Origin of the sequence: Herbiconiux sp. (assembly GCF_004297105.1) — a bacterium.
Classification (GTDB): Bacteria; Actinomycetota; Actinomycetes; order Actinomycetales; family Microbacteriaceae; genus Herbiconiux.
Map to the genome: position 1 here is coordinate 1 of NZ_SCVE01000018.1, position 24,612 is coordinate 24,612.

At 67.7% G+C, this 24,612-nt stretch carries 21 protein-coding genes and 1 pseudogene; 9 read left to right on the plus strand and 13 right to left on the minus strand.

The genetic code is table 11. The features are described from left to right. Positions 1-119, plus strand: a pseudogene (locus EPO52_RS13595) (aquaporin); the annotation flags it as partial. A 76-nt stretch (positions 120-195) separates the two neighbouring features. Further along, on the plus strand, positions 196-1,710 hold the full coding sequence (gene glpK / locus EPO52_RS13600) for a glycerol kinase GlpK (protein ID WP_290807386.1): 1,515 nt from the start codon (positions 196-198) through the stop codon (positions 1,708-1,710). Between the two features lie 76 nt (positions 1,711-1,786). Here glpK and trpD read toward each other — a convergent pair whose 3' ends face one another. Continuing rightward, positions 1,787-2,839, minus strand: a complete 1,053-nt coding sequence (trpD, locus tag EPO52_RS13605) for an anthranilate phosphoribosyltransferase (RefSeq protein ID WP_290807388.1) — start codon at positions 2,837-2,839, stop codon at positions 1,787-1,789. Positions 2,840-2,981: 142 nt separating this feature from the next. Here trpD and EPO52_RS13610 point away from each other — a divergent pair, with 142 nt between their 5' ends. From EPO52_RS13610 to EPO52_RS13625, 4 genes are all read left to right on the plus strand, one after another. Then, positions 2,982-3,572, plus strand: coding sequence for a heme-copper oxidase subunit III (locus EPO52_RS13610; RefSeq protein WP_290807390.1), 591 nt, complete (start codon positions 2,982-2,984; stop codon positions 3,570-3,572). A gap of 64 nt (positions 3,573-3,636) precedes the next feature. After that, positions 3,637-4,434 (plus strand): cytochrome c, encoded by a 798-nt coding sequence (locus EPO52_RS13615; protein WP_290807392.1) that lies wholly within the window; start codon positions 3,637-3,639, stop codon positions 4,432-4,434. A gap of 55 nt (positions 4,435-4,489) precedes the next feature. After that, entirely contained in the window at positions 4,490-5,560 is a 1,071-nt protein-coding gene (locus EPO52_RS13620) for a Rieske 2Fe-2S domain-containing protein (RefSeq protein WP_290807394.1), read from the plus strand. Continuing rightward, the gene (locus EPO52_RS13625; protein ID WP_290807395.1) at positions 5,557-7,224 is read left to right on the plus strand and encodes a ubiquinol-cytochrome c reductase cytochrome b subunit; all 1,668 of its coding nucleotides are present in this window, start codon (positions 5,557-5,559) and stop codon (positions 7,222-7,224) included. Before EPO52_RS13620 ends, EPO52_RS13625 begins: the two co-directional genes overlap by 4 nt. A gap of 1,098 nt (positions 7,225-8,322) precedes the next feature. Here the strand turns inward: EPO52_RS13625 and EPO52_RS13630 are convergent. The 5 genes from EPO52_RS13630 to EPO52_RS13650 all read right to left on the minus strand — a co-directional run bounded on the left by EPO52_RS13630 (position 8,323) and on the right by EPO52_RS13650 (position 13,398). After that, positions 8,323-8,742 (minus strand): cytochrome c oxidase subunit 4, encoded by a 420-nt coding sequence (locus EPO52_RS13630; RefSeq protein WP_290807396.1) that lies wholly within the window; start codon positions 8,740-8,742, stop codon positions 8,323-8,325. A 3-nt stretch (positions 8,743-8,745) separates the two neighbouring features. Next, positions 8,746-10,482, minus strand: a complete 1,737-nt coding sequence (gene ctaD / locus EPO52_RS13635) for a cytochrome c oxidase subunit I (protein ID WP_290807397.1) — start codon at positions 10,480-10,482, stop codon at positions 8,746-8,748. 9 nt (positions 10,483-10,491) lie between these two features. Next, positions 10,492-11,361 (minus strand): cytochrome c oxidase subunit II, encoded by an 870-nt coding sequence (coxB, locus tag EPO52_RS13640; protein ID WP_290807399.1) that lies wholly within the window; start codon positions 11,359-11,361, stop codon positions 10,492-10,494. Positions 11,362-11,521: 160 nt separating this feature from the next. Beyond that, positions 11,522-11,908: an iron-sulfur cluster assembly accessory protein gene (locus EPO52_RS13645; RefSeq protein WP_290807401.1), complete on the minus strand. Its 387-nt coding sequence runs from the start codon at positions 11,906-11,908 to the stop codon at positions 11,522-11,524. A gap of 68 nt (positions 11,909-11,976) precedes the next feature. Continuing rightward, positions 11,977-13,398, minus strand: coding sequence for a dipeptidase (locus EPO52_RS13650; RefSeq protein ID WP_290807402.1), 1,422 nt, complete (start codon positions 13,396-13,398; stop codon positions 11,977-11,979). Positions 13,399-13,434: 36 nt separating this feature from the next. Here EPO52_RS13650 and EPO52_RS13655 point away from each other — a divergent pair, with 36 nt between their 5' ends. Further along, complete coding sequence (locus tag EPO52_RS13655) at positions 13,435-14,010, plus strand: DUF3043 domain-containing protein (RefSeq protein WP_290807404.1); 576 nt, start codon at positions 13,435-13,437, stop codon at positions 14,008-14,010. Positions 14,011-14,028: 18 nt separating this feature from the next. Here EPO52_RS13655 and EPO52_RS13660 read toward each other — a convergent pair whose 3' ends face one another. From EPO52_RS13660 to EPO52_RS13685, 6 genes are all read right to left on the minus strand, one after another. Next, complete coding sequence (locus EPO52_RS13660; protein ID WP_290807407.1) at positions 14,029-15,078, minus strand: quinone-dependent dihydroorotate dehydrogenase; 1,050 nt, start codon at positions 15,076-15,078, stop codon at positions 14,029-14,031. A 6-nt stretch (positions 15,079-15,084) separates the two neighbouring features. Further along, a complete protein-coding gene (gene nrdR / locus EPO52_RS13665) occupies positions 15,085-15,591 on the minus strand; it encodes a transcriptional regulator NrdR (protein WP_290807408.1) in 507 nt (168 codons plus the stop codon). Between the two features lie 55 nt (positions 15,592-15,646). Beyond that, entirely contained in the window at positions 15,647-17,971 is a 2,325-nt protein-coding gene (locus tag EPO52_RS13670) for a penicillin acylase family protein (protein ID WP_290807409.1), read from the minus strand. Between the two features lie 82 nt (positions 17,972-18,053). Then, positions 18,054-19,538 carry a cryptochrome/photolyase family protein gene (locus tag EPO52_RS13675; protein WP_290807410.1) on the minus strand — a complete coding sequence of 495 codons (1,485 nt, stop codon included), beginning with the start codon at positions 19,536-19,538 and terminating at the stop codon, positions 18,054-18,056. After that, positions 19,535-20,161 (minus strand): response regulator transcription factor, encoded by a 627-nt coding sequence (locus tag EPO52_RS13680; RefSeq protein WP_290807411.1) that lies wholly within the window; start codon positions 20,159-20,161, stop codon positions 19,535-19,537. The genes EPO52_RS13675 and EPO52_RS13680 overlap by 4 nt, the downstream gene beginning before the upstream one ends. Next, complete coding sequence (locus EPO52_RS13685; RefSeq protein ID WP_290807413.1) at positions 20,158-21,345, minus strand: sensor histidine kinase; 1,188 nt, start codon at positions 21,343-21,345, stop codon at positions 20,158-20,160. The genes EPO52_RS13680 and EPO52_RS13685 overlap by 4 nt, the downstream gene beginning before the upstream one ends. A 166-nt stretch (positions 21,346-21,511) precedes the next feature. Here EPO52_RS13685 and EPO52_RS13690 point away from each other — a divergent pair, with 166 nt between their 5' ends. Further along, positions 21,512-22,582, plus strand: a complete 1,071-nt coding sequence (locus tag EPO52_RS13690) for an ABC transporter permease (RefSeq protein WP_290807415.1) — start codon at positions 21,512-21,514, stop codon at positions 22,580-22,582. Then, a complete protein-coding gene (locus tag EPO52_RS13695) occupies positions 22,579-23,256 on the plus strand; it encodes an ABC transporter ATP-binding protein (protein WP_290807417.1) in 678 nt (225 codons plus the stop codon). The genes EPO52_RS13690 and EPO52_RS13695 overlap by 4 nt, the downstream gene beginning before the upstream one ends. A gap of 34 nt (positions 23,257-23,290) precedes the next feature. Here the strand turns inward: EPO52_RS13695 and hisD are convergent, their stop codons facing one another. Further along, positions 23,291-24,607 (minus strand): histidinol dehydrogenase, encoded by a 1,317-nt coding sequence (gene hisD, locus EPO52_RS13700; protein ID WP_290807419.1) that lies wholly within the window; start codon positions 24,605-24,607, stop codon positions 23,291-23,293. Positions 24,608-24,612: the final 5 nt, after the last annotated feature.

The window sequence follows — 24,612 nt, forward strand, 5'->3', positions numbered from 1 at the left end:
CGATCAAGGGCAAGGGGTCTTCCGACTGGTCGTACTCGTGGGTTCCCGTGGTGGGCCCGATCATCGGTGGTGTGCTCGCGGGGCTGCTCGCCATCCCGCTGCTCCCCATCCTCACCTAGCACTCAGCGGGCCGGTCCACAGTGAAGTGGACCGGCCCGAATTCTTTTCACGCCGTCTCATAACGAAGGAGTTGCCATGACGGACTACGTAATCGCCATCGACCAGGGAACCACCAGCACCCGGGCCATCGTGTTCGACCACTCGGGGTCGATCGTCTCGCAGGGTCAGCTCGAGCACGACCAGATCTTCCCCAAGGCCGGCTGGGTCGAGCACGACCCTAAGCAGATCTGGGACAACACGCGCGAGGTCATCGGCCAGGCGCTCTCCAAGGCCAACATCACCCGGCACAACGTGAAGGCCGTGGGCATCACGAACCAGCGGGAGACCGCTGTCGTCTGGGACAAGAACACGGGCGAGCCCGTCTACAACGCCATCGTGTGGCAGGACACGCGCACCCAGGACATCGTCGACCGTCTTGCCGCGGATGGCGGCGTCGAGCGCTTCAAAGACATCGTGGGCCTCCCCCTCGCCACCTACTTCTCGGGCACCAAGATCGTGTGGATCCTGGAGAACGTCGAGGGCGCGCGCGAGAAGGCCGAGGCGGGCGACCTCCTGTTCGGCACCACCGACTCCTGGGTCCTCTGGAACCTCACCGGCGGCGTCGACGGAGGTGTGCACGCCACGGATGTCACGAACGCCTCACGCACGATGTTCATGGACCTCGAGACCCTCGAGTGGCGCGACGACATCCTCGAGGCCTTTGGGGTCCCGAAGTCGATGCTGCCCGAGATCCGCTCCTCCTCCGAGGTGTACGGCACGGTCCACACGTCCTCGCTTCTCCGCGAGGTACCCGTCGCGAGCATCCTGGGCGACCAGCAGGCGGCCACCTTCGGCCAGGCGGCGTTCGACGCCGGCGAGGCCAAGAACACCTACGGCACCGGCAACTTCCTGATCTTCAACACCGGCACGGAGATCGTGAAGTCGAAGAACGGGCTGCTCACCACCCTCGGCTACAAGATCGGCGACGAGGCACCGCACTACGCCCTCGAGGGGTCGATCGCCGTCACGGGTTCGCTCATCCAGTGGCTGCGCGACAACCTCGGCATCATCTCGTCCGCTCCCGAGGTCGAAGACCTCGCCAAGACGGTCGACGACAACGGCGGCGCCTACTTCGTGCCCGCGTTCTCGGGACTGTTCGCGCCGTACTGGCGATCGGATGCCCGTGGTGCGCTCGTGGGCCTCACCCGCTACGTGAACAAGGGCCACATCGCCCGCGCCGCGCTGGAGGCCACGGCTTTCCAGACCAAGGAGGTGCTGGATGCGGTCAACGCCGACTCCGGCGTCGACCTGACGGAGCTCAAGGTCGACGGTGGCATGATCGCGAACAACACGCTCATGCAGTTCCAGGCCGACATCCTGAACGTACCCGTCATCCGCCCGGTCGTCGCCGAGACGACCGCGCTCGGTGCGGCCTACGCGGCCGGCCTCGCGGTGGGCTACTGGGCGAACCTCGACGAGCTGCGCGCCAACTGGCAGGAGGACTCCCGCTGGACGCCCGACCTCGACTCGGCCGAGCGCGACCGCCTCTACCGCAACTGGAAGAAGGCCGTCACGAAGACCCTCGACTGGGTCGACGCCGACGTGAACTAGCCGCCGCGACCGCAGATCCGTCAGTTTTTGTTCGAAATTCGAGAGATTCGAACAAAAACTGACGGATCTCGTGGTTTCAGGCTCGGGTGGCGGCGATCCACTCGGCGAGCTTGGCCGTCGCAGCGCCCGAGTCGATCGCCTCGGCCGCGATCGTCATCTTCTCCGCGAGCCTCTCGACCATGGTGCGGTCGACCTCGCTCGGGTCGGACGCCAGCTCGAAGGCCACGAGGCCGGCGGCCGCGTTCAGAACCACCATGTCGCGCACCGGCCCGGTCTTTCCTGCGAGTGTCTCGCGAACCACTCCGGCGTTGTACTGAGGGTCTCCCCCGCGCAGATCGTCGATCGAGGCCGTCGGGATGCCCAGCTCCCGGGGATTCAGGTCGTGCTCCTTCACCGATCCCCGCGACACCTCCCAGATGTGACTGTGCCCCGTGGTGGTGAGTTCATCCAGCCCGTCGTCGCCGCGGAACACCAGTGCGGTCGCCCCGCGGGTCTGGAACACGCCCACGATGAGCGGCACCCTGTCGAGCTGCGCCACTCCGACCGCTGAAGCCTCGGTGCGCGCCGGGTTGCACAGCGGCCCGAGGAAGTTGAACACCGTCGGTACGCCGAGCTGCGACCGCACAGCGCCCGCATTCTTGAAACCGGGGTGGAACTTCGCGGCCCAGGCGAACGAGATCCCGGTATCGAGCAGCACCTCGGCCACTCGCTCGGGCTCCAGATCGAGGTCGAGCCCCAGAGCACTCAGAACATCGGATGCACCGGAGAGCGAGCTGGCCGCCTTGTTGCCGTGCTTGATGACGGGCACACCGCTCGCCGCGGCGACGATCGACGCCATCGTCGACACGTTCACCGTTCCGAACGAGTCGCCGCCCGTGCCGACGATGTCGAGTGCGAACGGGTCGACCTTCAGCGGAAGGGCGTGGTCGAGGATCGCGTCGCGGAAGCCCACGATCTCGTCGACGGTCTCCCCTTTGGCCCTCAGCGCCACCAGGAATCCGGCGAGCTGGGCCTCCGTCACGGCGCCTTCCATCACCTGATTCATCGACCAGGTGGCCTCCGAGATGGAGAGATCACGCCCCGCCAGAAGGTGAGCGATCATGCCGGGCCAGGAGTGCGTTTCAGCCATATCAAGGATCCTATGGGGCCACGACTCACCGAGACACGCCGGTGCTCTCGGCCCTAGACCCCCAATTGCAAAAACCAGCTGTGAATTCGGACATAATGGAACAGTGACGAGCAGCTCATTGACCCATTCTCAGAGTGCCCCCATGGTTCAGCGCCCCAACATCGTGGCGGTGGGAACCATCGTGTGGCTCGGCAGCGAGGTCATGTTCTTCGCCGGCCTGTTCGCCATCTACTTCACCCTGCGGTCCACGAACCCGGGAGCGTGGGCCGAACAGGCCACCATCCTCAACGTGCCGTTCGCGCTCGTGAACACGATCATCCTGGTCATCTCCTCGTTCTGGGTGCAGTTCGCGGTGTTCGCCGCCGAGCGCGGCCAGACGAAGCGCACGGGATGGAGCCCCTTCAAGTGGGGCATCACCGAGTGGATGTTCCTCGGCTACGCCTTCGGCGCCATCTTCGTCTCGGGCCAGGTGCTCGAGTACGCCACCCTCGTCTCCGAGGGCATCACGATCGACGCCAACGCCTACGGCTCGGCTTTCTACCTCACCACCGGCTTCCACGCACTGCACGTGACCGGCGGTCTCATCGCCATGCTCCTCATGCTCGGCCGCGTCTTCTCCGTCAAGAACTTCGGCCACAAGGAGGCGACGTCGATCATCGTCGTCTCCTACTACTGGCACTTCGTCGACGTGGTCTGGATCGGCCTGTTCCTCGTCATCTACGTGCTGAAATAGCACGGCCGCCCCGCTCCCCCGACGTCTTCACCACCAGCGTCTTCCCGAAAAGAGAGTAGAGAGAATGGCCCGCAAGAGCAGGAAAGCCAACAGACGCCATCCCTTGGCAACTGTCGTGCTGATTGCTATCGGTCTGGTCGTCACGGGCGGTGGTTACGCTCTCTTCAGCAGCACCACCACCGCATCCGCCGACACGAACACCGCCGCAAGCCAGAGCGTCATCGACGAGGGCGAGAAGCTGTTCGCCGCCAACTGCGCCTCCTGCCATGGCCTCGACATGCAGGGCACAGCGGATGGCCCGAGCCTCATCGGCGTCGGCGCCGCTGCCGTCAACTTCCAGGTCGGCACCGGACGCATGCCCATGGCGATGCAGGGCCCCCAGGCCATGCAGAAGCCGGTGCAGTTCACCGACGAGCAGACAGCCGCACTCGCCGCATACGTCGCCTCCATCTCCCCCGGCCCGGCCATCCCCGATGAGAGCCTCCTGCAGGCCGACGGAGATGCCGCGAACGGTGGCGAACTGTTCCGCGTCAACTGCGCCATGTGCCACAACGTCGCCGGCGCCGGCGGCGCGCTCACCGAGGGCAAGTTCGCCCCGGAGCTCACCGGCGTGCTCGCCACCCACATCTACGAGGCCATGCTCACCGGCCCGCAGAACATGCCGGTCTTCAACGACGACAACCTGTCGCCCGAAGACAAGCGCGACATCATCACGTACCTGAAGTACATCGAGAACAACCCCTCGCCCGGTGGAAACGAGCTCGGCTCGCTCGGTCCGGTCGCGGAGGGCCTGTTCGTCTGGATCTTCGGCCTCGGGGCGGTCATCGGCCTGATGGTCTGGATCACGGCCAAGTCGAACTAGCCGAAAACGTCTTCAGGTACTGCACACAGCATCAGCAAGCTCGAAAGGGAACACAATGGCACATGACGAGGTGAGCGGTCCGCATTCGGCCGCCTCCGATTCGTCGGCCGTCGAGACGAGTCGAGGCGCATCGACCGGCACCGCGGTCATTGGGTCCGATGTCGTCAATCCGGGAGAACCGCCGCACCGCAAGCGCGTGACGGATCTCGACCCCAAGAAGAACAAGCACGCCGAACGCACGGTCTACACGCTCTTCTACCTGTCGATCGCCGGCAGCATCTTCGCCGTCGCGTCGTACATGGCGTTCCCGATCGAAGACGGCGATCCCGCGGCCCTGCGGCTCAACACCCTCTTCATCGGTGTGGGTATCGCGCTGGCACTGTTCGGAATCGGTCTCGGTGCCGTGCACTGGGGCAAGGCCCTCATGGCCGACAAGGAGGGCATCGACCTCCGCCACCCCGTCGCCGGTTCGGCCGAGACGCAGGCGCGTGCGATCGAGATCTTCGACGAGGCCGACCGCGAGTCGGGCTTCGGTCGCCGCACCCTCATCCGCAACAGCCTGATCGGCGCCATCATCGCCTTCCCCCTCCCCGGACTGGTGCTGTTCCGCGGCCTCGGCCCGCAAGACCAAGACCCGGTGGAGCTGCTCAGCCACACGATGTGGAAGAAGGGCTCGCGCCTCACGCTCGACCCCTCCGGCACACCGGTCAAAGCGGCCGACGTCACCATCGGGTCGGTGTTCCACATCATCCCCGAGGGCCTCAACGAGCGTGAAGACCGGCTCGAGCAGAAGGCCAAGGCAGCCGTGCTGCTCATGCGTCTGAACCCCGCCGACCTCAACATCAGCCCTGGTCGCGAGAGCTGGTCGTACGACGGCATCGTCGCCTACTCCAAGATCTGCACGCACGTCGGCTGCCCGGTGGCGCTCTACGAGCAGCAGACCCACCACCTCCTCTGCCCGTGCCACCAGTCGACCTTCGACGTGGTGAACGAGTGCGAGGTCATCTTCGGTCCTGCCAAGCGTCCGCTGCCCCAGTTGCCCATCGAGGTCGACTCCGAGGGCTACCTCGTCGCCCAGAGCGACTTCCACGAGCCCGTCGGCCCTAGTTTCTGGGAGCGTCCATGACCAGCACCATCGATCGAACGGATGCACCGGCCGGATCGGCCGACGCGACCCCGGTCGTGCGTAAGAGCGGCGGCTTCACCGCGGCCGCGGCGAACTACCTCGAGGAACGCACCAGCATCTCGGGTGTGGTCAAGGAGTTCGGGCGCAAGATCTTCCCCGACCACTGGTCGTTCCTCCTCGGTGAGGTGGCGCTCTACAGCTTCGTCGTCATCATCCTGTCGGGTACGTTCCTGACGTTCTTCTTCCAGGCCTCGATGGTCGAGACGCACTACGACGGCTCCTTCGTGCCGCTCAAGGGCGTCGAGATGTCGGCCGCCATGGATTCGGCGCTGCACATCTCCTTCGATGTGCGAGGTGGCCTGCTGGTTCGCCAGATCCACCACTGGGCAGCTCTTCTGTTCATCGCCGCCATCGGTCTGCACATGCTGCGCGTGTTCTTCACGGGCGCGTTCCGCAAGCCGCGTGAGCTCAACTGGGTCATCGGCTTCACGCTCTTCGTGCTCGCCATGGCCGAGGGCTTCACGGGCTACTCGCTCCCCGACGATCTGCTCTCGGGCAACGGTCTGCGCATCATCGATGGTCTGATCAAGGGCATCCCGTTCATCGGCACCTGGACGTCGTTCCTCCTGTTCGGTGGCGAGTTCCCGGGAACCCAGATCGTGGGGCGCTTCTACACGCTCCATATCCTGTTGCTCCCCGCGATACTCGTGGCGGCGCTCGCGCTGCACCTCGTTTTCGTGGTGGTGCACAAGCACACCCAGTTCGCGGGTGCGGGTCGCACCGAGCAGAACGTGATCGGTTATCCGATCCTCCCGGTGTACGCCGCCAAGGCCGGTGGATTCTTCTTCCTGGTCTTCGGTGTCATCGCCCTCATGGCGTCGTTCTTCACGATCAACCCGATCTGGAACTACGGTCCCTACGATCCATCGCCGGTCTCGGCGGGTACCCAGCCCGACTGGTACATCGGCTTCGCGGATGGGGCTCTGCGTCTCATTCCGCCGGGCTGGGAGTTCGTCTGGCTCAACCACACCTGGTCGTTCAACATCATCGTTCCGGTGCTGGCGTTGGTGGGCCTGCTGGTTCTCGTGGCCATCTATCCGTTCGTCGAGGGCTGGGTCACGGGCGACAAGCGCGAGCACCACATCCTCGACCGTCCGCGCAACGCTCCCACCCGCACCGCCATCGGCGCCGCCGGCGTCACGTTCTACGCGGGCCTTTGGGCTGCGGCGTCGTCCGACCTCATGGCCACGCACTTCCAGCTGTCGATCGAGGGAGTCATCCACACGATCCAGGCCTGGGTGGTGCTCGGCCCGTTCATCGCCTACTTCGTCACGAAGCGCGTCTGCATCGCGCTCATGAAGAAGGATCGCGAGATCGTGCTGCACGGTTACGAGTCGGGCCGTATTGTGCGCCTCCCCGGTGGCGAGTACATCGAGGTGCACGAGCAGGTCGACGAGTACGAGCGCTGGAAGCTGGTCGACTACGAGGTCTACGAGCCGATCATGTTGCGGCCCAATGCGCAGGGCAAGATCACGGGCGGCATGCGCTTCCGTGCTCGCATGTCGCGGTGGTTCTTCGAAGACCGCATCGCTCCGGCCTCCAAGGCCGAGCTCGAGTCGGGCCACCACGGCCACGGCGAGATCGAGGGTGGCTCGAACCACTAGCCCTCTCCCCCACGCGAAAGCGCCCGTCCCTCCGGGGGCGGGCGCTTTCGCGTGTCGGGTTGGGGATGAGGCCTGTGGTCTAAGGAGCGCCCTCACCTGCGGCACCACCCAGCGTGACCGCCAGCCTGCCCGCCGAGCCCGTTGCCGCCAACTGTCGGCTGGAGGGATGACTTGCCACAAGATGTGGCAACCTGCACCGGCGCCGGCGCCTCAAGCAGGCCACATCCCCACGGCCAAACTCACCCGCCACTCCCACCCACCCACTTGCCACCAAGTGTCGGCCGGGGACGTGACTTGCCACAAGATGTGGCAACCCGCACCCGCGCCCACCTGCCAAGCCCTCACGCCCACACTCGCCCCCGAGGTCGGCTCCCCCACTTGCCACCAAGTGTTGGCTGGGGACGCGACTTGCCACAAGGTGTGGCAACCTGCACCCGCGCCTCAGCCCGGCCACACCCACACGCCCGCGCTCGCCCCGGCGGTCGGCTCCCCCACTTGCCAATAAGTGTTGGCCGGGGACGCGACTTGCCACAAGATGTGGCAACCTCTGCACCCGCGCCCAAACCGGCCACACCCACACGCCCACACTCGCCCCGCCGGTCCGCTCCCCCACTTGCCACCAAGTGTTGGGCGGGGACGCGACTTGCCACAAGATGTGGCAAATCGACGTTGGTGGGGCGATCTCCCCGGGCGGCCAACCCGGCATGCCAACATCCCCGGCATGCCAACATCCCCGGCATGCCAACACTCCCGGCATGCCAACACTCCCGGCATGCCAACACTCCCGGCATGCCAACACTCCCGGCATGCCAACACTCCCGGCATGCCAACACCCTTGGCTGCCAACGCGCCCGGGTGCCAACGTCCCCGGCGGCCGGGTGCCGGTTGCCGGGTGCCGGTTGCCGGGTGCCAACGTCCCCGGCGGCCGGGTGCCGGGTGCCAGGCGGCCGGGTGCCGGGTGCCGGGTGCCAGGCGGCCGGGTGCCGGGTGCCGGGTGCCGGCAAAGCCCGGCTCGCCGGCGTAGCGCCATCGCGGCAGAAACGACAGAGGCCCGCAGCCCCGAAGGGTGCGGGCCTCTGAAGAGGGCTGTGCGTGGGTCTAGCGGGCGAAGTAGCCGCGGTAGTACTCGTAGACCCAACCGACGATCGCGATGAGCAGCACGGCCACCGCGATGAAGCAGAGCCAGAAGCCCACAGCCAAGCCGAGAACCATCAGCGCGCCGGAACCGGCCAGGATGATGGGCCACCAGCTCCACGGGCTGTAGAAACCCATCTCGGGGTCGCCGTCGTCGATGTTCGAGTCGAGGAGGTCTTCGGGCAACTCCGCACCCTGGGCCTTGTGCACGCGGCTGAGGTAGAACGCCAGGAACGCCGACAGCATGGCACACAGGGCGATCGCAACGGTGCCCACCCATTCGAGTTGACCGTCGTACCAGATGAGCGACCACACGGTGTACACGGCCGCCATGAGCGCCAAGAAGACCGTGAGGATCCAGAAGAGGTTGGTATTGACTCTCATGGGCTACTTCACCTTGTCTTGCGCGATGTCGTACGTGGGGGCATCCGGAGCGTCTTTCGCCGGACCCACTCCGACCGGGATGCCGGCCTCGGGGTGGTTGAGGTCGAACGCAGGCGACTCCGACCGGATGCGCGGGATCGACGTGAAGTTGTGCCGCGGCGGCGGGCACGAGGTGGCCCACTCGAGCGAGCGTCCGTAACCCCACGGGTCGTTCACCGTGACCTTCGGAGCACGTCGCGCCGTGATGTACACGTTGAGGAAGAACGGGATGAGCGAGGCGGCCAGGATGAACGCACCGATCGTCGACAACTGGTTCATCCAGGTGAAGCCGTCTTCAGGCTGGTAGGTGGCGTACCGACGCGGCATACCGAGCACACCGAGCCAGTGCTGGATGAGGAACGTGGTGTGGAAGCCGATGAAGAGCAGCCAGAAGTGCCAGTGACCGAGACGCTCGTTCAGCATCTTGCCCGTCCACTTGGGCCACCAGAAGTAGAAGCCCGAGAACATGGCGAACACCACGGTACCGAACACCACGTAGTGGAAGTGCGCCACCACGAAGTAGGTGTCGGAGACGTGGAAGTCGAGCGGCGGCGACGCGAGGATGACACCCGTGAGCCCACCGAACGTGAAGGTGATCAAGAAGCCGATGGCCCAGATCATGGGTGTCTCGAAGGTCACTGACCCTCGCCACATCGTGCCGATCCAGTTGAAGATCTTCACACCCGTCGGCACAGCGATGAGCATGGTCATCAAGGCGAAGAACGGCAGCAGAACCGAGCCGGTGACGTACATGTGGTGCGCCCACACCGTGACCGACAGCGCAGCGATGGAGATCGTGGCGTAGATCAGTGTCTTGTAGCCGAAGATCGGCTTACGGCTGAAGACAGGGAACACCTCGGAGACGATGCCGAAGAACGGCAGCGCGATGATGTAGACCTCCGGATGGCCGAAGAACCAGAACAGATGCTGCCAGAGCAGCACACCGCCGTTCGCCGCGTCGTAGACGTGAGCACCGAACACCCGGTCGGCACCGAGGGCGAACAGGGCCGCGGCCAGAACCGGGAAGGCCATGAGCACGAGGATGGACGTGACCAGGATGTTCCAGGTGAAGATCGGCATGCGGAACATCGTCATGCCGGGGGCACGGAGCGTGATGATCGTGGTGATGAAGTTCACCGCACCGAGAATGGTGCCGAAACCGGAGAGCCCGAGCCCGAACACCCAGAGGTTTCCACCGTCACCCGGTGTGAACGTCGTACTCGACAGCGGCGCGTAGGCGAACCATCCGAAGGAAGCCGCACCCTGGGGGGTGAGGAAGCCGGAGACCGCGATGAGCGAGCCGAAGAGGAAGAGCCAGAAGGCGAAGGCGTTCAGACGCGGGAACGCGACATCCGGAGCACCGATCTGGAGCGGCATGATGACGTTGGCGAAGCCCGCGAAGAGCGGCGTCGCGAACATCAGCAGCATGATCGTGCCGTGCATCGTGAAGAGCTGGTTGTACTGGTCTTTCGTCTGCAGCAGCTCGAGGCCGGGCTCGAACAGCTGGGCGCGGATGACGAGTGCCATCACTCCACCGAGGCAGAAGAAGATGAACGAGGCGATCAGGTACATGTACCCGATGGTCTTGTGGTCGGTGGACGTGATCCACTTCACCACGATGTTGCCCTTGCGGCCCACGGTCTTCGACGGTGTCGGAACCGGAGGCGGCGTGACGGGCGAGACGTCAACTGTGGCAGTCATGTCGCGTTCCTACTCTTCTTTCGCGGGCTGACCGATGCCCGGAAGGTTCTGGTTGCGGTCGTACTCGTGACCCAGCTGACCGGTGTTGCCCGCGTCTTTCAGGGACTGGATGTAGGCGTCGTACTCGTCTTGGGAGACGACCTTCACGTTGAAGAGCATCATCGAGTGGTACTCGCCGCAGAGCTCGGCGCACTTGCCGCTGAACGTGCCCTCACGCTCGGGCGTGACGTACATGTCGTTGGTCTTGCCGGGCAGCATGTCTTTCTTGTAGAGGAAGTCGATGACCCAGAAGGAGTGGATGACGTCACGCGACTCGAGCTGGATGTGCACCTGCTTGCCCACGGGCAGGTAGAGCACCGGCAGTTCGGACTCGACGAGGTTGCCGTTGTCGTCGGCCGGGTCGGCCTGACCCTGCACACCGGCGTAGTAGACATCGGAGTCGACGTAGTTGAAGTCCCACGCCCACTGCTTGCCGAACACCTGGATGGTGACGTCGGGGTTGTCGTACTTCGCCTCGATCTGCGCCTGGTCGCGGGCCGTGAATGCGAAGAAGCCGAGCACGAGGATGAGGGGGACGATCGTGTAGAAGATCTCGATCGGCATGTTGTAGCGCAGCTGAGCCGGCAGACCGGTCTGGCCCTTGCGGCGTCGGTACACCACGATGGCCCAGATGGTGAGGCCCCAGGTGATGACTCCCACGATGAGCAGCACGATCCAGGATGTGACCCAGAGGCCGATGACCGAGTCGACGTTGTTCGTGGTACCGGGCTCCGTGGGAAGCCAGCCTTGGAGCTGGTCCTGCGTGCACCCGGCGAGAACAACGGACATGAGCGCCGCGACAGGAATCGCGGCCCATCGGAGACGTCTGTTAGAGCGCACCAGAGACCTTTCGGGAAGCTACACCTCAGTGTATTTGACCTTCTCCTAGCCTACTGTGTCGATTTCCTCGCCGTTGCCACAGGCACACCGGATGAAGGTGTGTTAGGGCACGAAAAAGGGGCCGTTCCCGGAGGAACGGCCCCTTTTTCGACGAGGGAAATCAGTGGAACGAGTCTCCGCACGCGCAGCTGCCGCCGGCGTTCGGGTTGTCGATCGTGAACCCCTGCTTCTGGATGGTGTCTTCGAAGTCGATCGTGGCACCTTCGAGGTACGGCACGCTCATCTTGTCGACGATGACCTCGACGCCGTCGAAGTCGACCACACCGTCGCCGTCGAGCATGCGCTCGTCGAAGTAGAGCTGGTAGATGAGGCCCGAGCATCCGCCGGGCTGAACGGCCACGCGCAGACGGAGGTCGTCGCGCCCCTCCTGCTCGAGCAGGCTCTTCACCTTGGCGCCCGCGGCCGGGGTGATGCCCACCTTGTGCTCGGGGGCCACCGTGTCGGCGTCCACCTTCGCGTTGGGCGAGGTGAGGGTGATGTCGCTCATGTGCACTCCATTCGCTCGGAAGCTCGTAAGTATGACGGAAGTCTAACTCTCAGAACCGGGGGTGCCGGCTATTCATTCCCGGTTCGCAGATCGAGCCGCGACAGCAGGAGCGCCTCGGTGGCGATGGCGCGCGCGAACACGCCGAGATGGAGGGACTCGTTGGGGCTGTGCGCGCGCGTGTGCGGGTCTTCGACCCCGGTGACCAGGATCTGTGCCGCGGGGAATTCGCGCACGAGGTCGGCGATGAACGGGATCGAGCCGCCGATTCCCGCGGAGACGGGCTCGGCACCCCAGGCATCGCGCATCGCCGAGAGCGCCTCGGTGACGGCCCAGCCGCTCGTGTCGACGAGGAAGGGGCTGCCGGTGTCGATGTCGTCGATCTCCACCACGGCACCGAACGGCGTGTGCGAGCGGATGTGCGCCGCCAGCGCCTCATAGGCGGCAGCCGGGTCTTGGCCCGGGGCGATACGGCAGCTGACCCGAACCGCGACCTTGGGGATGAGCGTGTTCGAGGCATTGGCGACCGTGGGCGCGTCGATGCCCGTGATCGTGACGGTGGGCTTGTTCCAGAGCCGCGACAGGATGGTGCCGTCTCCGATGGGCTGCACACCGTCGAGGAGGCCGGCCTCCGCACGGAGGGTCTCCTCGGTGTACTCGGGCGTGTCGGCCTCGCGGGTGACGAGACCCTCGACTGCCACGGAGCCGTCGTCGTGGTGGAAGCTCGCGAGGAGACGGAAGGCCGCCATCATCGCATCCGGAACAGCTCCCCCGAACATGCCGGAGTGGGAGGCGTGCGCGAGCGTCGACACCGTGAGGCGGAAGGTGACATTGCCGCGGAGGCTGACCGTGAGCGAGGGGGTCGCCTCGTTCCAGTTGTCGGAGTCGGCCACCACGATGACGTCGGCGGCGAGGCGCTGCTTGTTCTCGGCGAGGAAGTTCGCGAAGGAGCGGGAGCCGAACTCCTCCTCCCCCTCGATGAACACCACGAGTCCGAGGTCGAAGTCGTCACCCGCCACCTCGCGCAGCGCTCGCACGGCGGCGAGGTGCGAGACCACACCCGCTTTGTCGTCGGCGGCTCCACGGCCGTAGAGGCGGTCGCCCCGGATGGTGGGCTCGAAGGGCGGGGACTGCCAGTCGGCATCCTGACCGGGGGGCTGCACGTCGTGGTGGGCATAGAGGAGAACGGTGGGCCGGCCGTTCCTGGCGGCGCGGGTGGCGAGCACGGCCGGCTGGCCGCTCTCGCCCGATGACGTCGTGGAATTCAGGATGTCGACCGCGTCGAACACCCCGGTTTCGCGGAAGAGGCCCGCGACGGCATCGGCACTGGCCGCCACATGGGCCGGGTCGAACGCACTCCAGGAGACCGAGGGGATGCGCACCAGGTCGGTGAGATCGGCGATGCTCGCCGGCAGGGCCAGCCGCACCGACTCGGCGATGGCCGCCTCCCGGCCGGAAGCCTGGGAGAACGGAGGGACGTCTTGGTCGATCATGCAGGTAATCTTAAGAGATCAACGAACGAGGACACCGTGGCTAAGAAATCATCTCCGACCGACGCCGTCATCGAACCTCCTGTGGAGGAGCAGACGATCACCGGCAAGGGACACGCGACACCCACCCGCAAGGAGCGCGAAGCCGCGAACCTGCGCCCGCTCGTGCCCACCGACCGCAAAGAGGCGTCGAAGGACTACAAGCGCCGCCAGCAGGAGGCGCGCGAGAAGGCCCGCATCGGCATGGCCAACGGTGACGAGAAGTACCTGCCCGCCCGAGACAGGGGCCCGCAGAAGAAGTACGTGCGCGACTACGTCGACGCGCGTTTCAACATCGGCGAGATCCTCATCCCCGTCATGTTCATCGTCATCCTGCTGACGCTCATCCCGTCGCAGGAGCTCCAGTCGGGCGGCATGCTCGGCCTGTACGCCTTCGTGGTGCTCGTGATCGTCGACTGCGTGCTCCTCGGCTTCCGGCTGAACAAGAAGCTGCGCGAGAAGTTCGGGGCCGACAAGGTGGAGCGCATCCGCTGGTACGCCACCATGCGCGCCGTACAGTTCCGTCGTCTTCGCCTGCCGAAGCCGCAGGTGAAGCGCGGCGAGTTCCCCAAGTAGCGCGCTGCGCTCGCGGGGTCAGAGCTCGGGCGTCCTCGTCGTGCGGAGCCGGGCGAGCCCGAGATTGATCTGGCGCGCCCAGAACGGGCCCCGGTAGAGGAACGCGGTGTAGCCCTGCACCAGGGTCGCGCCCGCAAGGAGCCGCTGATCGACGTCGTAGGCCGTGTCGACGCCGCCGACGGAGATCACGCAGAGCTCGCGGGGCACGACCGACCGGATGATGCGGAGCACCTCGAGCGCCCGGCTCGCCAGTGGGGCTCCCGAGAGCCCGCCGGCACCGGCCGCCTCGACGACCGCGGCATCCGTCTTCAGACCCTCCCGGGAGAGGGTGGTGTTCGTGGCGATGATGCCATCGAGGCCGAGTTCCACGGCGAGGGCCGCGATGGCACGCACCTCGTCGTCGCTCAGATCGGGAGCGATCTTCACGAGGAGGGGTGTCGCACGCGCCTCCGCCTTCACCGCACTGAGGAGCGGCGCGAGTTTGTCGATCTCCTGCAGGCCGCGCAGGCCGGGAGTGTTGGGCGATGACACATTGACCACGAGGTAGTCGGCCATCGGGGCCAGCGCGCGAGCGCTCTGCAGGTAGTCGTCGATCGCATCCTCGACGTCGACCACGCGGCTCTTGCCGATGTTGACGCCGATCACGGGACGCTCGTGGCGCAGCGATCGTACCCGGGCGAGCCGGAGTGACGCGGCCGCCGCTCCCCCGTTGTTGAAGCCCATGCGGTTGATCACGGCACGATCGGGCACGAGCCGGAAGAGGCGGGGCCGCGGGTTGCCCGGCTGGGCACGCGCCGTGATGGTGCCCACCTCGACGTGCCCGAATCCGAGTGCCCCGAATCCGCGGATGCCCTTGGCGTCTTTGTCGAACCCGGCGGCGAGGCCGAACGGGGTCGGGAACCGACGGCCGAGGGTGTGCACCGACAGGTCGACCGGAGCCTTCGTCAGGCGCGTGAACACGCCGTCGAGCCGGAGCTTCGGGATGGCGGTGATGACCGAGAAGGCGAGGTGGTGGGCGCGCTCGGGATCCATCCGCGACAGCACGTGCCGGAAGAGGAGTTCGTACATCGGCGGCTAACCGGCCGAACCGGATGCACCGGTCGAGCCGCCTGTCGCCTCATCCTGCTCGGCGTGCTGATGCTCCACCCGAAGCAGCGTGATGGCCGCCTCGAAGTCGTCGAGCGAGTCGAACCCCTGGTAGACGCTGGCGAACCGCAGGTAGGCCACCTCGTCGAGCTCACGCAGTGGCTGAAGGATGGCGAGGCCGATGTCGTTGGCCTCGATCTGTGCCGCGCCGGAGAGCCGTACCGTCTCTTCGACGCGCTGGGCGAGAACGGCCAGGTCGCTGTCGGTGACGGGCCGCCCCTGGCAGGCCTTGCGCACACCGCTCACGATCTTCTCGCGCGAGAAGGGCTCGACCACACCGGAGCGCTTGATGACGTTGAGGCTGGCGGTCTCGGTGGTGCTGAACCGCCGGCCGCAATCGGGACACTGGCGGCGTCGGCGGATGGCGAGACCGTCGTCGGTGGTGCGCGAATCGACGACGCGGGAGTCGGGGTAGCGGCAGTAAGGGCAATACATGGCGTGCCAATCGTACCGGGCCGTCGTGGGGTGTCGGCCGACGCACGCTGCTGACTCAGACTTCGGGCAGGAGAACCGTCTCCGCCACGGCCGCTGCGGCGATCGCCGACGCCGAGAAGAGCAACGGGCGAGTGGCGTCGGCGAGCCACTCGGCGAACTGGTCGCGGGCTGCAGAGCTCTCGAGGTCGCCGTGCTGCCCGGGTGAGTTGATGTAGACCGAACGGTCCCAGTCGCCCACCTCCATCACCACGCGGGTGTTGGCGCCGAGAGTCTGCACCCCGTCGGCGCCGAAGGCCACACCCACGGTGTCGGAGCTGCCGTTCTTCGGGTGGCGGCCCGTGTCGGTGAGTTCTGCCGCGATGCCGGGTACGCCGTGCAGCGGATGCTTCAGGTGCGACACGTGGGCCGCGCCCCACGCCCACCCTGCAGCGTCACCGAACTCCGAGCTCAGCTCCCGCACGGTCGCCGCCAGGGTCTGCTCGATGAGGTGCCGGGTCGAGCGGAACGTGGTGGAGGGCGCCCAGGAGGCGCTCTCGGCGAGGAGCGCGATGTCGGGACGGGGGTCTCCGAGGGTCATCCGGCGCACGTCGAGGAGGATGGCCGTGGCCTGGTCGGCAGCGCCCGGCGCGAGGCGACGGCCCGCCTCCGCGCGGATCCGGCGGGGCAGGTGCCGGTAGAGCCACCGGTCGAAGATCAGGGCGGCGCGCGAGTCGATGGTGGTCTGCCGGTTCCAGGCGACGATCTCGGCGCGCGCGAATTCGGCGTCCTCCTCGGCGAACGGGGTGGCGAGGTGGCCGATGACGTCGGCGACCGACTCGGTGAGGTAGTCGTTCTGCAACGCGGCAGACGACTCGACGTCCCAGTCGGAACGTTCGCCGAGAGCGGCGGCGAGGCGACGGGCCCGGAAGCCGGAGTACCACTCGTACGACGTGGGCCCCCCGGTGTGGTCGGGGTCGTCGGTCAGGTTGTACTGGTTCGCCGACCGTACCCAGCCCGCCTCCGGGTCGACGATCCGCGGAAGGGTTGCGGCGGTGCGATAGCCGGCCCACTCGTAGCGACCGTCGCCGGGAACCGGCAGGAGGCCGTCCCAGTTCGGCCGGATCGGCACTCGTCCGGCGCACTGCCAGGCGATCGACCCCGCGGTGTCGGCCACGACGTGATTGAGCACGGGGTTGCCCCAGCGGTCCAGGCGTTCGAGATAGTCGGCCGTGCTCGTCGCCGACGCCACCGAGATGCTGGCCAGATACGGGGTCATGCCGGCCTCGAGCCATGCCGCACGCAGGGCGAACGCCCGCCGAGCGGCCGGGTCGACCCTCAGAACCGGGCCGTGCCGGGTGAACCGCAGCGTGACGGGTTCGGGCTCGGCACCGGCGACGGGGATCATCTCGACAACGGAGCGGATGCGCTCCCAGCCTCCGTCATAGCGGTAGAGGTCATCGTCGGTGGGGTGCAACTCGTAGACGTAGACGTCCTCGAGATCGGCGGGGGCGATCGTGATGCCGAACGCGACGTGCGCGTTGTGGCCCGCGGTGACACCGGGCATGTACGGCTCGTTCATGCCGATCACGTCGAACTCCGGGCAGGAGAGATGGATGACCGTGCGGAGCGACGGGAACGTCATGATGCGGTGCGGGTCGCTCGCCACCACCGGCCGGCCGGTCGCGGTGCGCGATCCGGCGATGGCCCAGTTGTTGCTTCCGTCGAGCGGACTCGACGCGGGCACCGTCACCCCGGCGGCGGTCGGGAAGACCACCGGGAGGCGAGCGGCCCGGTAGACCTCGAGGATGCTCTCATCGATGGCCGTGAGGTCGAGGCCCTCGGGGACCACGGGGCTGACCGCGGGCTCCAGAGGGCGGCGCAGCCGCTCGACATCCGGCGTCGTCGTGGCGAGGGTGATCGCGCGAGCGACCTCCTCCTCCGCGTTCGCGGTGAGGCCGTGGATGCGGATGCGGGTCACGTCGTCCGGGCTCCAGAGCTCCGGCCGGTAGCCGAGCGCTCGGAATTCCACCGGCAGATTGGCGGGATCGGCGAGCACCTCCGCGATGCGGGCGTTCACCCCGCGCACGAACGAGTCGATGGCCTCGCGTGCTCCCGCGCCGAACTCCGCGGCGCTCTCCCCCGCTTCGTCGCGGGCCAGGAACAGTCGAGCGGCGGCGTCGAGCTCGACGTGGTCCGCTCCGAGCACGGCGGAGAGCCGTCCGAGACCGCGACGACGCCACAGGTCGATCTGGAAGAGCCGGGCGCGGGCCTGGGCGTACCCCTGGCCGTAATAGACGTCCGCCGCGCTGTCGGCCGAGACGTGCCAGACACCCCACCGGTCGGTCACGATCCGCACGGGAGACGTGATCCCGGCAACCGTGATGGTGCGATCAGTGGGCATCGGTTATCACGATATCGAATCTGCTTCTCATCCGGTGCGGATCTGCGCGATCCGTGCACCGCGCAGGCAGCCAAGCCGCCGCTCACCAGCGGTCGCGGTTGTTCTCCTGGTCGACAATGGCGGCGCGATCGGCGAGCCGTCGCAACCCGGCGAGCGGCTGAGCCATGCGGCTGTTGCTCCGGATGCGCGGCTCCACCCGGTCGAGAAACGCCCAGTAGCCCGCCGTGAACGGGCAGGCGTTCTCGCCGAGGCGCACCTTCGGGTCGAACGCGCATCCGCCGCAGTAGTCGGACATCTTCGAGATGTACGCGCCGCCGGAGACGTAGGGTTTCGTGGCGACGACGCCACCGTCGGCGTGCTGGGACATGCCGATGACATTCGCCGGCATCACCCACGGAGTGCCATCGACGAACATGTCGACGAACCAGTCATTGAGCGCGACGGGATCGTAGCCGTGCTGCAATGCCCAGTTGCCGAGCACCATGAGCCGCTGGATGTGGTGCGCCCAGCCGTGCCGGCGCATCCCGTCGATGGTCTCGCGGAGGCAGTTCGATTCGATCGCCGCCGGGTCGAGTCGGGTGAACGCCTCCGGGAGCGGGTTGTGCGCCCCGAGTGCGTTGTTGGTGGTGCGGTACGGCTCGCCGAGATACCAGTAGAGGTGCCAGACGTAGTCGCGCCAGCCCATGATCTGGCGCACGAAGCCCTCAACGCTCGAGAGCGGCGCCCGCCCGGCGGCGTGCTCGGCGGCGACGGTCTGGATGGCCTCGACGGGGTCGAGCAGCCCGAGGTTGAGGGGCACGCTGAGGAGCGAGTGCGCCATCGTCCAGTCGCCACTGAGCATCGCGTCTTCGAACGGTCCGAAGTCGCCGAGCCGCGCCTCGACGAAGTCGGCGAGGGCCCGCTCGGCCTCCGCGGGGGTGACGGCGAACCGGCGGGGACCGTCGTCGCCCACCAGCTGCACCAGCCCGTCGGCCTGCCAGCGGTCGAGATCGGCGCGCACCTGCTGGTCGATCTCGTCCTCGACCGGCCAGCACGGCTCCGGCAGCCCCAGGCGGGCCGCATTCTTCGGCGGCGGGTTGCGATTGTCGTGATCGAGGTTCCAGCGGCCTCCCTCGGGCTGATCGCCGCGCATGAGGATGCCGGTGCGCTCCCGCACCCCGCGGTAGAAGTCTTCCAGCAGCAATCTCTTTCCGGTTCGCGAGTCCGCCCAGGTGCGGAAATCCTCCTCCGCGGTCACGAACCCCCGGCTCGGGAGGATCGCGATGGGACGCCGCCGCACGAAGCGCCGGGCGGACCAGGATGTCGGGTCGATGACCTCGAGGTCGGTTCGGCCGTCGACGACCTCGGAATACCGCTCGACCTGGTGATACTCCACGCGGTCGCCGAGTTCGGCCGCACGGTGCCTCAGGGCCGAGAGCACCAGGTGGGCCTTCGCGCGGTGCATCGGCCGGCGGCCGAACACCGATCTCGCCTCGACGATCATCATCGGACCGCCGTCGTCGAACAGGGGTCCGAGCTGGCCGGCGACGATCCAGCGGGTGGGGGCCGGAGAGATCGGCGCGCTCACCGCAGGATGCCTCGCGCCCGCGCCTCGGAGACGGCCGCGGTGCGCGACGACACGTCGAGCTTCGAGAAGATGTGGGCGAGGTGCGACTTCACGGTCGTCTCGCTCACGAACAGTGCCGCTGCGATCTCGGTGTTCGAACGGCCCGCGGCCACGAGGTCGAGCACCTCGATCTCGCGTGAGCTGAGACTCACGCGCGGTGACCGCATCCGGTCGAGCAGCCGCGTGGCGATCACGGGGGCGAGCGCGCTCTCGCCGGCCGCCGCCGCGCGCACGGCCGCGATGAGCTCGTGCGGAGGCGCATCCTTCAGCAGGTAGCCGCTCGCCCCCGCCTCGACCGCACCGAGGATGTCGGCATCCGAGTCGTAGTTCGTGAGCACCAGCACGTAGGGCGGCGCGTCGAGCTGCCGGATGCGACGGGTCGCGTCGGCGCCCGTGACCCCGCCGCGGGGCCCGAACTGCAGATCCATCAGCACGATGTCGGGATTCTCGGTGGCTGCCGCGCGCACCGCATCATCGGGAGTCGCCGCCTCCGCGACGACCTCGATGTCGTCTTCGAGAGCGAACAGTGCCGTCAAGCCGGCGCGCACGATGGGGTGGTCATCGGCCACCACGAGCCGGATCACGGCGCCGCCTCGAGCGACAAGGCCACCGACAGCGTCGTGCCGGCACCCGGCGCCGTGTCGACCGAGACGACTCCCCCGAGCTGCTCCACACGTTCGCGGGTGGCCCTCAGGCCGAACGAGTCCGACGAGCTGCCACCCTGCTCGGCGGCGACGGGATCGAAGCCGTCTCCGTCATCGGAGATCGTGAAGTGCAGCTCATCCCGGTGGATCGTCATCGTGATCGTGGCCGACCGGGCGTGCGCGTGCTGGATCACATTGGCGACCGCTCCCTGCGCGATGCGAAGCAGCGCGGTCTGCAGGTGCATGGGCAACGGGATCGCATCGGAGACGCGCACGGTCACGTCGAGACCCTGGGCCGCCCACTGCGACGACGAGAGCCGGCGCAGAGCACCCCCGAGCCCCTCGTCGTCGAGCTGCGGAGGGGTGAGTTCGCGGATGAACCGGCGCGCGTCGGCGAGACTCACCGCTGCGGTCTCGCGGGCGAGGCGGATGTGCTCGATGCCGGGCCTCTCGGGGTCGGCGCGCTCGGCGGCGTGGAGCAGCATCTGGATGCTCGACAGCCCCTGGGCGACGGTGTCGTGGATCTCCCTGGCCAGTCGGGCGCGCTCCGCGAGCACCCCCGCCTCGTGCTCGGTGGCCGCCAGTCGGTCGCGGGTGTCGAGCAGCTCCTGCATCAGCCCCTCGCGCTGAGCCGCTTCGCGCGCCAACGCCTGGTAGCCGAGACCGATCAGCAGGGCGACCCCGGCCCCCACGAGCGGCCCGACGACGCCGCCCACCGTGAAGCCCCCGTGCACGCCGAGCGCACCGATCGCCACCGCGGTCGCCACCACGATGGCGGCGGAACCCCACCAGCGCCCGAGCAGGTGCAGGAAGAGGAAGAAGAGAGGGAACACGAGATACGCGGCCTCGGGCGTCAGCCACACCAGGACGATCCATTCGACCGTCAGCACCCCCAGCCAGAGGAGTGCGAGTCGACGGCCGCGGCCGCGACCCGGGCGCGCGGCGACGGCCCCGAACGCGTAGGTGAGCAGGAACACCACCGAGAGCGCGATGACGAGACCCGCGTGCCCGCTCGGCGGCACCACGATCGCACGAACGATCACGAGCGCCGTCAGCGCCACCACCAGCACGTGCAGGCCGGTGCGCAGACCCACGAAGACCGGGGTCAGCGCGGTATGGGTCATGGGCTGAATTTTACGCGTCCGGCCTCCGCCACCCATCCTCCGAAAGGACGAGAGACGGATCGGCCGTTCGGGCGCGCGACACCGTGCAGAGGGGCGATGACCGCGGCGGCGGCGCACGAGACCGTGGGGTGTCGCCTCATCCGGCGACCGGAAAGGACCCCCACCCATGTTCGTCGCCCTTCGCGACCTCCGTTTCGCCCGCGGCCGCTTCGCCTTGATCGCCTCGGTGGTGGCACTCATCACCGTGCTCGTGGGCTTCCTGAGCGGGCTGACGGGAGGACTCGCCACGCAGAACGTCTCCGCCGTGCTCGATCTCCCTGCCGATCGTCTCGTCTTCTCGGCACCCGGACCGGGCGACAGCGGCCCGTCGTTCTCCGACTCGTCCGTGACGGAGCAGCAGACTGAGGCATGGGCCTCGACCCCCGGCGTGCTCGCCGCCGAACCGATCGGCATCAGCCAGACCCGCGCCGAGGCCGGCGACACCCGCGCCGCGATCGCCGTGTTCGGGGTGCCCCCGGGGTTCAGCGGAACGGGGCCGACCGACGACGACGCATTGTCCCTCTCCGTGCCTGCCGCCGATGCTCTCGGGGTGACGCTGGGCGACGAGGTCGTGATCGCCGGAACCACCTACACCGTCGAGTCGGTGGCGGGAGACGGATGGTACAGCCACACGCCCCTGGTGCAGATGACGCTGCCCGCCTGGCAGGCCCTCGCGGCCTCCACCGGCAGCCCGGACGCCTACGCCACCGTGCTCGCGGTCACGGGCGATCCCGACTGGAGCGCGACGGATGCCACGACCACGACCATGTCGCAGACCCCGCTCGCCTCGCTCACGGCGTTGAGCGCCTTCCGGTCGGAGATCGGATCGCTGCTGCTCATGGTGGCCATGCTCTTCGGCATCTCCGCGCTCGTGATCGGCGCCTTCTTCACCGTCTGGACCATGCAGCGTCGCGCCGACATCGCCGTGCTCAAGGCCCTCGGTGCCAGCACCGCCTCCCTCGTGCGCGACGCTCTCGGGCAGGCGCTGGTCGTGCTCGTGCTGGGCATCGGCGTCGGCCTGCTCGTCGTGGCGGGTGCCGGTTCTCTCGCAGGATCGGCCCTGCCGTTCCTGCTCAGCCCTCTCACCACTCTTCTCCCCGGCGCGATCATGATCGTGCTGGGACTCGCCGGGGCAGCCTTCGCCCTCCGTTCCGTCACCTCCGCCGACCCCCTCACCGCCCTCGGGAGCAACCGATGATCCGCCTCGACCACATCACACTGACCTTCCCCGACGGCGACTCGCGGGTGACCGCTGTCGACGACGTGACTCTCACGGCGCATCCCGGCACCGTGACCGCGATCACGGGTCCGAGCGGCTCCGGCAAGTCGAGCCTGCTCGCGGTGGCGGCCACGCTCATCCGGCCCGATTCGGGCCGCGTGCTGATCGACGATGTCGACGCCGCCCAGCTGAGCCGCGGTGCGGCGGCGGTACTGCGGCGGGAGAAGGTGGGCATCGTGTTCCAGCAGTCGAACCTCGTACCGTCGCTCACGGCGCGCGAGCAGTTGCAGGTGATGAACGAGCTGGGCGCTCCTCATGGCCGTCGCCGGCGCCGAGGAGTCGCCGCGCACGCCGACGACCTGCTCGACGCCGTGGGGCTCTCCGCGCAGGGCGACAAGCGCCCCCACCAGCTCTCCGGCGGTCAGCGCCAGCGGGTGAACATCGCCCGGGCTCTCATGAACGAGCCGAGCGTGCTGCTGGTCGATGAGCCCACGAGCGCACTCGACCAGGCGCGCGGCGCGAGCATCATCCGGCTCATCTCCGAGCTGACCGAGCGTCTGGGCACGTCGACCCTGCTCGTGACGCACGATCTGGTGCATCTCCCCCGGATGAACGGCGTCGTGAATCTCGTCGACGGACGGCTCGCCGCCTGACCGTGGCGGCCGCGGAACCGGCTGCGGCGGCGCGTCAGCCGGCCGGCTGGGCGAAGCGGGCCGTCACCGCGTCGCCGTGGGCCGGCAGGTTCTCGGCGTTCGAGAGCGCCACGATGCGATCGGCCACGGCTTCCAGCGCCGCCCGGTTGTAGCGGATGAGCTGCTGCGGACGCAGGAAGGTGTAGGCGCCGAGGCCCGAGGAGAAGCGCGACTGGCCGCCCGTGGGCAGCACGTGGTTGGAGCCCGCGAGGTAGTCGCCGAGGCTCACGGGCGAGTAGGCGCCGACGAAGATGGCACCGGCGTTGTGGATGTGCGCGAGCGTCGCATCTGGATCCGCGGTCTGCAGCTCGAGGTGCTCGGGGCCGTACACGTTGCTCACGGCAGCCGCGACCTCGATCGAGTCGACGAGAACGATGGCCGACTGGGGCCCGTCGAGGGCCACGGCCACGCGCGCCGCGTGAGCGGTGTCGGCGGCCACGCGCGACAGGGCGGACAGCACGTTCTGTGCCAGCGCCGCGGAGTCGGTGACGAGCACCGCGGCCGCCAGTTCATCGTGCTCGGCCTGGCTCACCAGGTCGGCGGCCACGAACTCGGGTTCGGCCGACTCGTCGGCGACGATGAGGATCTCGGTGGGACCCGCCTCGGAGTCGATTCCCACCACTCCGCGCACGAGCCGCTTCGCGGCGGCCACGAACACGTTGCCCGGACCCGTGATCACCTGAACGGCCTCGAGACCGATCTCGTCGACCCCGTAGGCGAGTGCGCCGATGGCTCCCGCTCCGCCGATGGCGTACACCTCGGTGACTCCGAGAAGGCCTGCGGCGCCGAGGATCGTGGGGTGGATGCTGCCGCCGAACTCGCTCTGCGGCGGCGACGCGATGGCGATCGAGCCGACACCGGCGAGCTGTGCGGGCACCACGTTCATCACGACGCTGGAGGGATACACGGCCTTGCCGCCCGGCACGTAGAGGCCCACCCGCTCCACGGGGTGCCAGCGCTGCTCCACCACGGCGCCGTCGTCGAGGGTGGTGGTGCGGGCATCCGGGATCTGGGCGGCGGTGGCCTGACGCACCCGCACGATCGCCTCGTCGAGGGCAGCGCGCACGGCTGGCTCGAGCCCGGCGACGGCGGCGTCGATCTCGGCCTGCGGCACGCGCACGTGCTCGGGCACCACCTTGTCGAAGCGCTCGGCCTGGTCACGCAGGGCCACGAGGCCCTCTTCGCGCACGGCATCGATGAGTGCCGCAGCCGCCTCGGAGGCGACCGACACGTCGGTGTCGGCACGCGGAACGAGAGCGATGAGCTCGTTGCGGGTGGGCGTCTGGCCGCGGAGGTCGATGGTTCGGATCATGGCTC